This is a genomic window from Arthrobacter sp. Hiyo1 (assembly GCF_001263615.2).
GTDB lineage: Bacteria > Actinomycetota > Actinomycetes > Actinomycetales > Micrococcaceae > Arthrobacter.
In genome coordinates this window covers 28,338-37,972 of sequence record NZ_DF952468.1, presented here as the reverse complement: position 1 = coordinate 37,972, position 9,635 = coordinate 28,338, and the positions used below count along the sequence as shown (strand labels likewise).

Here is a 9,635-nt window from a genome sequence, read left to right as displayed (position 1 = left end):
TCCCGGCCCACTACGTCGGGAAGGGGCGAGGAGATCCGCTCAGCAGCCGCGTTCTCGCCGATGGTGGGCAGGCCGGAGGTGCCGAGCGGATTGCGGGTGGACCAGGTTCCTGAAGCGTCAATGACGGCTGCCGCGGTGTGGTCGCGGATTTCGCCGTCCGCGTGCTCGACCCGCACAACGAACGGCGTGGTGTCACGGTCCCTGACGTGGGTCTTGTCCAGGCCTGCACGTGTGACCGCCAGAACTCGGGCACCCGTCTGGAGGCGGGAGCCGATGGCAGGAAGGGCGGCCAAAGGTGCAAGGTAATTGTCGATGAGCTCCCCGCCATACGGGAGTGCCGCGGGGCGCGGCGCCTCCCACCCGGATGCATCGAGCAGGCGGAGGGAAGCGGCGTCGAGGTTGAACCGCCAGGGTGAGAACAAGCGGATGTGGCGCCATTGTTCGATCGCGGCCCCCGCCGTCGGGCCTGCTTCGAAGACCACCGGTTCCAAGCCACGTTCAAGGAGGTGCGCAGCGGCGGCCAGGCCGATAGGTCCGGCGCCGATCACGGCAATGGGAAGGTTCTTCACTGAATCCATGCTGTCCTCGGTTTGTCCAGTCTCCCTGCGTCCCGCGCTACCCAGCAGGGCTAAGGGATGCGATCAGGTCCTCGATGCGGGTCTTGATCTCGTCGCGGATGGGGCGGACGGCTTCAATCCCCTGGCCGGCCGGATCTTCGAGGACCCAATCCTCGTAGCGCTTGCCCGGGAAGTACGGGCATTCGTCACCGCAGCCCATGGTGATGACGACGTCGGATTCCTTGACGGCCTCGGTGGTGAGGATCTTGGGGATTTCGGCGGACATGTCGATGCCAAGTTCGGCCATGGCTTCGACGGCGGCAGGGTTGACCTTGTCTGCGGGCTGGGAACCCGCCGAGCGGACCTCGATCCGGCCCTCACCGAGGGTCGTGAGGAAGGCGGCAGCCATCTGGGAACGGCCTGCATTGTGGACACAGACAAAGAGGACGGAGGGTTTCTTGACGGTTTCAGCGCTCATGAGAGGACCTTTCGATCGGGTGCGGGAGCTGACAGAGACGAAGGCAACGCGGGAACGCGTGGGTACAGGGCACGGATCAGGAAGAACCCTACGGCTCCGCCCAACAACTGCGCGAGGATGAACGCCGGAGCGGAGGCCGGGGCTATGCCGGCGAAGGTGTCGGTAATGGTCCGGGCCGCGGTCACGGCGGGATTCGCGAAGCTGGTGGAGCTGGTGAACCAGTAGGCGGCCGTGATGTAGCCGCCGACTGCAAACGCCACGCGCTCAGCGTCCGGAACGGATGGTGCCGAAGATGACCAAGAGCAGCCCGATGGTCGCGATGACTTCGCCGAGCCACAGCCCTCCCCCGGCGCGTTCATGCGTGGAGAGCGTCACGGCGTCGAGGCCGAACATCAGGTTGGCCAGCACTGTCCCGGCGAGGCCTCCTACGACCTGTGCGGCGATCAGTGCAAGCGCAGTGGGCGTATCCAGGATCCCCAGGGCGCGCTCCACCAAAGTGACCACCGGGTTGAAGGATGCCGAGACCGGCTGCAGCGCCAGGATCAACGCCACGAGCGCGGCGCCAGTTGCGACGCTGTTCTGCAGGAGCTCCAGTCCGATGTCGTTCGGGGACAGTCGCGAGGCCATGACGCCGGACCCCACCACGGCCATAACCAGGAAGGCAGTTCCTACGAACTCCGCTACGGCCCGCCGTGTCAGAACGCTCACTGGCTTTGTCCCCCGATCAAGGCCGCCAGGCCGGACAGCGCGTCGGTGCGGGCGCGGTAGTAGACCCAGACTCCCCGCTTTTCGCGTTCCAGGAGACCTGCTTCGTGCAGGACTTTCAGGTGGTGGCTAATGGTCGGCTGTGACAGCTCAAACGCGTCGTTCAGATCGCACACGCAGGCTTCGCCGCCCTCATGGGACGCCACCAGGGACATCAGCCGCAGCCGTACCGGATCGGCCAGCGCTTTCAGCAGCGGAACGATTCCTTCGGCTTCGGATTCAGACAAGGGCTCCCGGGACAGCGGCGAGCAACACGCCACCGCCTCGACGGGCGTCAACTGCAAGGACATAGACACACGTAAATATTCACATCTGTCGATGTTTAAGGCAAGGCCGTTTAAGGCAAGGCTGCGGCGATCAAGAAGGTTCCCGACTCCGGCGGCAAACACAAATCGGAACACTGTGTGAAAACTTGTTAAGATGGGGTTGTCACCGCGAAGGAGCAACCTTGAGTTCGTCAACATCACCTCCCCTGATCCCGGAGCAGCGTCATCAGGAGATTCTTCGCTTGCTTCGCCGCGAGGGAGTGCTGAGCATCCGCAGCCTCACGGAATCCATGAACGTCTCCCACATGACCATCCGGCGCGACATTACGGCCCTCGAAGATGCCGGTCATGTGTTGTCGGTCCAGGGAGGCGTGCGTTTGGCGGAGAGGACCAGCCAGGAACCTCCACGGGAGCGGGAATCACGGGCTCAGCTAGAGCTGCCTCGGAAAAAAGCAATCGCCGAGCTTGCGTCCCAGTTCGTTGAGGACGACATGGTCTTGTTCCTCGACGCCGGTACAACTTGCCAGTCGGTGGTCCCCTATCTCGGTGCCCGGAAGAACATCACCGTGGTCACCAACGATTTTTACGTGGTCACGTCTTTATTCGCATACCCCAACGTTGAGACCATCCATACCGGCGGTGTGGTGGATGCTTCCAGCGCTTCAAGCTCAGGCCGCATGGCAGCCGACGCCATCAAGCACATCAACATCGATCTGTTCTTCATGAGCACCGGCGCATGGAGCCTCTCTCGCGGCGTCACTACGCCGTCCATGGACAAGGTGGAAATGAAACTGGCCGCTCTTGAGGCAGCGTCGCGCTGCTTCCTGCTGGCGGACAGCACCAAGTTCGGAACCTTTGCGAAGTTCCGGGTCGCGCCGATCGAGCAACTGGACGCCGTCGTCACCGACGATGAACTGGAGCGGGATACCCGGGATAACATCCAAGAATTGGGCGTCACGGTGTACGTCGCGGCAGCGAATGGTTCCGGCCGCTAAGGCAAGGCCGGATCGTCGTCGTCCGCCATCGACGCCGCCGCTGCCGTAATTCGGTTGGCCATTCCCTTGAAGATGACGCCGTGGAAGGGCAATACCGCAAGCCAGTACAAGCGTCCGCCCAGGCCTTTGGGGAAGAAGATCGCCCTTTGTTGGTAGAGCGCCCCGCCTTCGGCTTCTTCGGCGCGCATTTCGAGCCAGGCCCGACCGGGGACCTTCATTTCCGCGCGGAGGCGCAACAGCGAGCCGCGGTCGATCTGCTCCACGCGCCAGAAGTCCAGCGCGTCCCCCGTATTCAGGCGGGTCGGACTGAGCCGGCCGCGGCGGAGCCCAACTCCGCCCACGATCTTGTCCATCCAGCCGCGCACGGACCAGGCCAGGGGAAACGAGTACCAGCCGTTGTCCCCGCCGATGCCTTCGATGACTTGCCACAATTGTTGCGGCGTCGCCGTCGTGAGCTGCTGCTGGTTGTCCTGGTACACCAGGTGGCCGGCCCATTGCGGGTCGCTGGGAAGCGGATCGCTTGGAGCACCGCGAACGGAGGAGTTCTGCCAGCTGGTTTCCACTTCCCCGGCGGCCTCCCGCGCCAATGCCAGGCGAAGCGATTCCCGGTATCCAAGCAGCCCGGCTTCGGGTGGATCGATGTATTGGTGGATGTCCCGCTCCCCGACCACGCAGTTCTGCTGCAGGGATCCGATCAGCGGCACGGCCAAGGACCGGGGAATGGGGGTGACGAGGTTGACCCACTGGGATGCCAACCATGGAGTCAGGACGGGCAGTGCAATCACCGGACGACGCCGCAGCCCCGCTTCCGCGGCATAACCGTTCATCATCTCGTCGTACCGGAGGACGTCCGGGCCGCCCAGGTCGAAGGTGCGGTTGAGCGAAGCCGGGAGTCCGGCCGCCGCGACCAGGTAATAGAGCACGTCGCGGATCGCGATCGGCTGGACTTTGTTCCGCACCCATCGCGGAGCCACCATGAGGGGCAGCACCTCGGTCAGTTGCCGGATCATTTCGAACGACGCCGAACCGGAGCCGATCACGACGCCGGCCTGAAGGACGATCGCGGGCACGCGCGGTTCCGCTAGGAAAATGTCGCCCACTTCCTTGCGGGATTGGAGGTGTCGGCTGAGCGTTCCTTCCGGGTGCAGTCCGCCCAGGTAGATGATCCGTCCGGCGCCAGCGTCGGCTGCCGCACGTGCAACGTTGCCGGCGCAGAGCCTTTCGGTCTGTTCAAAAGACCGCTGGCCGGATGGACCCATCGAGTGCACCAGGTAGTAAATGACGTCGGCCCCGGTAAAGGCTCCCGCAAGGAGTCGACATCCTCGAGGTCGCCGATCATTACGTTCACACGGTCCGCCCAGGGGACGTCCCTGAGCTTGTTCGCGTGGCGCACCAGGACGCGGACGTCGTAACCGGCGTCGAGCAAGCGGGGAACGAGCCGTCCGCCGATATAGCCGGTGGATCCCACTACCACTGCAAGTGGATTCATTGTGCCCCTTCCGAATGACCTTGCGGAGCTGGATGCCTTTACGGAGCCGGAACGCCGACGCCCTATGCCAGCGTAGCCCTACACCGATCCGGCCCGTTTCCGGCGGTCGTTCTTGCCGCGGAGGTCCCGGTTCAGACGGCGGTCGCCGTGGTAGAGCAGCGACTCCCAGTCGACCTGTTCCGGGGTTTTGGGAATGATGGCCGGCGGCAGCGCCTTCGGCTTCTTGGGCTCGACGTACAGCCAGTTCAGCACGCCAAGGTACAGGTCCACTCCGGAGTTGGCCAGTCCGATATAGGCCCGGATCGCGCCGGCGGCCATGATGGCGTTGAAGGCGGCGAATGCGGCGTTGCCCCAGTTTCCAAGTTGCCAGTTGCGCCAGACGGTCAACAAGGAGAACGCAACGATCAAGTACGGAGCCAGGACGTAGAGGGCCGGGGCCGCGGTGCGGTCCTTGACCTTCGGGGTGCGGACGAACGGGATCTTGTCTCCTGTGAGGGCCTGCTGGAGGGACTTCAGGACGCCGGCAAGATTGACCGGCAGCAGCACCAGGTTGAAGCCGTAGATCCGGAAGATGTCGCTGAACCGGTGGCCGCAGTCCCGCAGGTCGCTGCCCATCGCCAGGAAATAGGGCAGCGCGGCAAGGAAGACCAAGGGGCTGAGGAGGCGGCTGTCGTAGGGGTACGCGAGGAGGAACAGCAGCCCGAAGCTCGCCCAGGTGATGGAGGCCATGTAGTTGACCCGCAACAGGATCTCGCGGAAGAGAACCGGCCGGGCCTGCCCACGGCGCTTGCGGATCTGTTCCCAAAGTTTCGGCAGGATCAGCAGGCCGCCGTTGGCCCAGCGCCGTCGCTGCACCACGAGCGATCCGAAGTCCGGCGGCGTGGCGCTGTAGCTGAGCCTCTCCGGGTAGTTGGCCAGGGTCCAGCCGTGCTTGCCAAGGTCCACGCTGGACTCGGTGTCTTCGATGACCGTGCGGTCCTGGATGTAGGTCCTGACTTCAAAGCCACCCACCGTCGAGATCTCGACAATGTCTTCGAGTGCGCGTTTGCGGATCACGGCGTTCGCTCCCACCCAGAACGTGGCGCCGTATTGGGTCATGCCTTGGTGCTGGATGTGCTGGATGTCCGTGGTGGCGCCGGCGATGCGTTCGATCCGGGTCGGTGCCCCGCGGAAGGAGGAATACGGGGTCTGGGTGACGGCTACCTTTTCATTGCCCGGGGATTCGAGGAGATGAACCAGGCGGAGGCAGTAGTCGCGCAGCAGCATCGAGTCGGCGTCCAGGGTCAGGACGTAGGTGGTGTCCGGGACGGACAGCACATCGCCGTCGTCGACTCCTGCGGGCCGCAAGACGGTGCCGTCCGCCGTCTGTTCCGGGTGCCAGGTCCCGCCCATGAGCGAGAGGTAGGCGTTCAGGTTCATGGCCTTGTTGGCTCGTGGGAGAGGCTCGCGAATCGCTTTCGCTCGAACGTGGACACCCGGGCGTTGAAGATCCAGGTCAGCCGCGCGTACAGTTCAGCGATGCGTTCCGGGCCGGGCGAGGTCCGCTGCGCGTTCGCGGCCGTCAGGGCCAGGATTACCAGGCGCAGTTCCCGGGCCAGGCCCATGAGGACCAGATCGACGAAGAACTCGTCCACGTGGTCCTCGACGGACTCGGTCTCGGCCATAGCTTCGAGCCATTCCGCGGCGTATTGGTATTCGGCGATGAGCCGCTCCACTTCGGTGCCCGCGTCCGGTTCAGCTTCTTGATCACGACGACGACGGCGGTACCTCGCGTAGGCGCCGTTGACCCTCGCCGCTGGTTCCTTGAGGGTTTCCGTGATCTGGCCGGCGAGCGCGCGGGTGGCTTCGAGGCGGCGGAGCACGTCAGGGTCTGCAGGGAAGGGTGGGTCATCGAGGAGCAGCACGACGCTGAGGTCCGGGAATTCCTGCAGGACCGCGGACCACATGGTGCCGCGGACTACTTCCGGTTCCTCCGCATAGGAGGGAATCAGTACGGTGATGCCCTCGGAGTAGTCGAAGAAGTGCCGGTCGAGCTCCCCTCGGGGAACCCGACGGTGGGCCCGAAAGCGGGTCAGGGCGCCCTGGCGGGCGGTGAGGTACATCAGTGCCGAGAACGTCAGGAAGGACACCACCACCAAGTAGGAGAGGGTTTCGGCGCCGAAGCGGAATCCGGCGCCGGGGTTGTCCACGAGCTGCTTGAGCACGGTCGTGATCACATAGCCGAGCCAGGCGAGGACAGTGGTGAGGACGCCGACGCGGCCGAGGACTATCTTGCGCCGCGACGGTGCTGGGTGGACGATCGAGAGCGGTTCAGAGCGTTTCTCCGCGCCCCACTGACGCTTCCGGGCTTTTGAAGACTGCCCGTCCGCGGTTCCCTGGTCATCGGGGCGTAGCAGCACGATCTGGTCCGACATGAATCCCCATTCGCCGTCCGTGCGCCCCCAGCGGACGCGCGGCACAATGCAGGCGTAATGTGACGGCCCGCACTACAGTGCGCCCCTATGATAGGCGAACGACGCGTAGTTGGGATAAGACTCGTGGAAATGCTACGCCAAGCTGCGCAGCCACCACCGGAGTGAGTTCTTTCCCGGACATCCGCGAAGTCCTATTCCAATGCTCTGGGGGTATCTCTGTGTCGAAACGCTTTCCCGGCCGCCGGCTGTCCGTCCTGCGTTTGGGCATCCTTTGCGTCATCGTGGTGGCGGCGGTCACGGCGGGCTACCTCGGACTCCGCAACGTCCAGGACGTCAGCGCCGCGGCCTCCATGCCTTCGGTGTTTTCCGGCTATGTGGACGTGACGGCGACGCCGCGGTTCGCGTTCGAAGATCCAGCAGTGCCCAGCGCGAAGGCCGTGGTGCTGTCCTTCGTCGTCGCCGATCCGAAGCAGGGCTGCGCCCCGTCCTGGGGTGCGGCGTACAGCCCCGACCAGGCAGCCTCCGACCTCGATCTGGACCGGAGAATCGCCCGGCTCCGCCAGCTTGGAGGCCCCGGCGGTTTCCTTCGGCGGGATGAACAACAATGAACTCGCAGTTTCCTGCAAGGACACGAAGTCCCTGACCGGCGCCTACCGGCAGATCGTGGATCGCTACGACGTCGCAACGGTGGATCTCGACGTCGAAGGCGCCGCCTTGGGCGACATAGCCGCAGCCGACCGACGTGCGCAAGCCGTCGCCGCCATTCAGAAGGAACGCAAAGCCAGCGGCAAGCCCCTTGCCGTCTGGCTCACCCTTGCGGCCGACCCGGACGGACTCACGAGCCAGGGCCAGGTCATCGTGGCGCATACCCTCGCGGGCGGCGTCGAGCTGGAGGGCGTAAACATCATGACGATGGATTTCGGCGCCAGCAAGCCTGCGGCTTGGAGCATGTCCCGGGCCGCGGAATCAGCGCGGATGCCGCCCATGGACAGCTCGCCGCCCTCTACCGCAACGCTGGAACGGACTTTGGCAGCGAAACCCTTTGGCGCAAGCTTGGCCTGACCGTCATGGTGGGCCAGAACGACATTGCCGGCGAAATATTCACGCTCGACGATGCCGCCACCATGAACAGCTTCGTCAAGGACAAGGGCCTCGGTAGGTTGTCGATGTGGTCCATGAACAGGGACCGGACGTGTAGCCCCAACTACCCGGATGTGAGCAAGGTTTCGGACGGATGCAGCGGGGTGGTCCAGGCTCCCAACTGTTTTCGGCCACGCTTGCCAATGATGTAGGGCTGCCTACGCCGGCTGTGGCTCCATCGCCTACTGCAACTGCCTCAATCAGTGCCACGCCCACCACCGACGATCCCGCAACCAGCCCTTATCCGGTGTGGAGCAGCTACGCCGCCTACACCGCGGCGGACAGGGTGGTGTGGCACGGCAGCGTCTACGAGGCAAAATGGTGGACCCGCGCGGACGTCCCGGACAACCCCGTTCTGCAGGGCGGCGCCACCCCGTGGAAACTCGTGGGTCCCGTGCTTCCTGGCGACAGGCCAAGCCCCAAGGCAACCGTGCCTGCGGGAACTTTCCCGGCATGGGCGCCGGAGACGATCTATCACAAGGGCGACCGAATTCTCTTCGAAGGGTCCGCGTTCGAGGCCAAGTGGTGGACCCTGGGAGACAGCCCGGAAGCTGCAATCCAGGGCGCCCCGGACTCCCCCTGGGCAAAATTGACCCCGGCCCAGCTCATGTCCCCCTCGCCCACCGCGCCAGCTTCCTGAAGCGCGAACTGGCAGCAGATGCCCTCTGCGTTGCTTTTTGAGGGGATCTGCTGCCTGTTCGCGGTGGGGTTTCGATGGGAAGGCCCTCCGCCGTCGTTTGCATGGGGGGGCTCGACGGCGGAGGGCTGGCTGGGTGGGGGTGTTACTGGTTGGTGGCGGTGCGCTGGGTGCCGGTGAAGTTGAAGGCGATGGTGCTGCTCTGGTTCTGCAGGGTGTTGTCTGCGGTGGAGGGCAGGGTGAGGGTGACGCGGAGGTTGTCGGTGTGTCCGGCGGTGACCGAGGTGAGGTTGGCCAGGGTGAGGTTGGCGCCGATGACGGGGCGGGAGGCGAGGACGCTGGTGGTGGTGCCGGAGCAGGTGTAGGTGTAGGCGGGGGCGGTGCCGGCTTCGGTCCAGGCGGTGGAGCAGTTATCGACGGTGACCTGCAGGCCCATGGTGGTGTTGGTGTCCAGCAGGGAGGTCGGGGAGGCCGCGGTGGTGAGGGTGATCGCGGAGAGGTTCTGGTTTCCAGTGGCGTTGGCCAGGGTGGCGACGCGCTGGACGGTGTCGCCGGGGACCAGGCCGGAGGCGGCGACGCTGAGGCGGTTGGTGGTGCCGGTGGCGCCGAGGGCGATGTTCACGATGCCGGAGGCGACGGTGTTGCTGGCGGAGGTGCTGGAGGTGAAGGCGCCGTAGGTTCCCAGTCCTGCCACGCCGGCAGCAGTGCCGACCAGGGCCAGGGATGCGATGACTTTGCCGGTGGTGGTTTTCAGGTTGAGACCCATGATCGTTTTCCGTTTCTTGAAGCCCGTGAGACCGGGACTTTGCTGTCCGATGTCCTCTACTTTCGGGCAGGTTTTTTAGGAAGCCGCAAGGTTCCCGCAAGCTTTTCTCGAAGTTTGGTTAAAGATTC

8 protein-coding genes and 3 pseudogenes are annotated in these 9,635 nt (G+C 64.6%); 4 read left to right on the top strand and 7 right to left on the bottom strand.

Going from position 1 to position 9,635, the window contains the following annotated elements:
• The 4 genes and pseudogenes from AHiyo1_RS00175 to AHiyo1_RS00160 form a co-directional block, all read right to left on the bottom strand.
• Nucleotides 1-578: FAD-dependent oxidoreductase (locus tag AHiyo1_RS00175; protein ID WP_113990514.1), on the bottom strand; the 578-nt coding region annotated here is incomplete at its 3' end.
• Nucleotides 579-615: 37 nt separating this feature from the next.
• Complete coding sequence (locus tag AHiyo1_RS00170; protein WP_059387216.1) at nucleotides 616-1,035, bottom strand: arsenate reductase ArsC; 420 nt, start codon at nucleotides 1,033-1,035, stop codon at nucleotides 616-618.
• Nucleotides 1,032-1,743, bottom strand: a pseudogene (locus AHiyo1_RS00165) (aquaporin). Before AHiyo1_RS00165 ends, AHiyo1_RS00170 begins: the two are co-directional and overlap by 4 nt.
• On the bottom strand, nucleotides 1,740-2,090 hold the full coding sequence (locus AHiyo1_RS00160) for an ArsR/SmtB family transcription factor (protein ID WP_059387215.1): 351 nt from the start codon (nucleotides 2,088-2,090) through the stop codon (nucleotides 1,740-1,742). The pseudogene AHiyo1_RS00165 and the gene AHiyo1_RS00160 overlap by 4 nt, the downstream one beginning before the upstream one ends.
• Before the next feature lie 158 nt (nucleotides 2,091-2,248).
• Between AHiyo1_RS00160 and AHiyo1_RS00155 the strand changes: the two genes are divergently transcribed.
• Entirely contained in the window at nucleotides 2,249-3,061 is an 813-nt protein-coding gene (locus tag AHiyo1_RS00155; RefSeq protein WP_059387214.1) for a DeoR/GlpR family DNA-binding transcription regulator, read from the top strand.
• Here the strand turns inward: AHiyo1_RS00155 and AHiyo1_RS00150 are convergent.
• Nucleotides 3,058-4,550: pseudogene (locus tag AHiyo1_RS00150) on the bottom strand (SDR family oxidoreductase). The gene AHiyo1_RS00155 and the pseudogene AHiyo1_RS00150 sit on opposite strands and share 4 nt — an antisense overlap.
• Nucleotides 4,551-4,628: 78 nt before the next feature.
• A pseudogene (locus AHiyo1_RS00145) lies at nucleotides 4,629-6,652 on the bottom strand (glycosyltransferase family 2 protein).
• A gap of 530 nt (nucleotides 6,653-7,182) precedes the next feature.
• On the opposite strand from AHiyo1_RS00145, the gene AHiyo1_RS25925 reads away from it, so the two are divergent.
• From AHiyo1_RS25925 to AHiyo1_RS25915, 3 genes are all read left to right on the top strand, one after another.
• Nucleotides 7,183-7,572 carry a hypothetical protein gene (locus AHiyo1_RS25925; RefSeq protein WP_253257092.1) on the top strand — a complete coding sequence of 130 codons (390 nt, stop codon included), beginning with the start codon at nucleotides 7,183-7,185 and terminating at the stop codon, nucleotides 7,570-7,572.
• Nucleotides 7,559-8,026, top strand: a complete 468-nt coding sequence (locus AHiyo1_RS25920) for a hypothetical protein (RefSeq protein ID WP_253257091.1) — start codon at nucleotides 7,559-7,561, stop codon at nucleotides 8,024-8,026. The genes AHiyo1_RS25925 and AHiyo1_RS25920 overlap by 14 nt, the downstream gene beginning before the upstream one ends.
• A 172-nt stretch (nucleotides 8,027-8,198) precedes the next feature.
• A complete protein-coding gene (locus tag AHiyo1_RS25915) occupies nucleotides 8,199-8,744 on the top strand; it encodes a carbohydrate-binding protein (RefSeq protein ID WP_253257090.1) in 546 nt (181 codons plus the stop codon).
• Nucleotides 8,745-8,886: 142 nt separating this feature from the next.
• Here AHiyo1_RS25915 and AHiyo1_RS00135 read toward each other — a convergent pair whose 3' ends face one another.
• On the bottom strand, nucleotides 8,887-9,507 hold the full coding sequence (locus tag AHiyo1_RS00135; RefSeq protein WP_059387213.1) for a TasA family protein: 621 nt from the start codon (nucleotides 9,505-9,507) through the stop codon (nucleotides 8,887-8,889).
• Nucleotides 9,508-9,635: the final 128 nt, after the last annotated feature.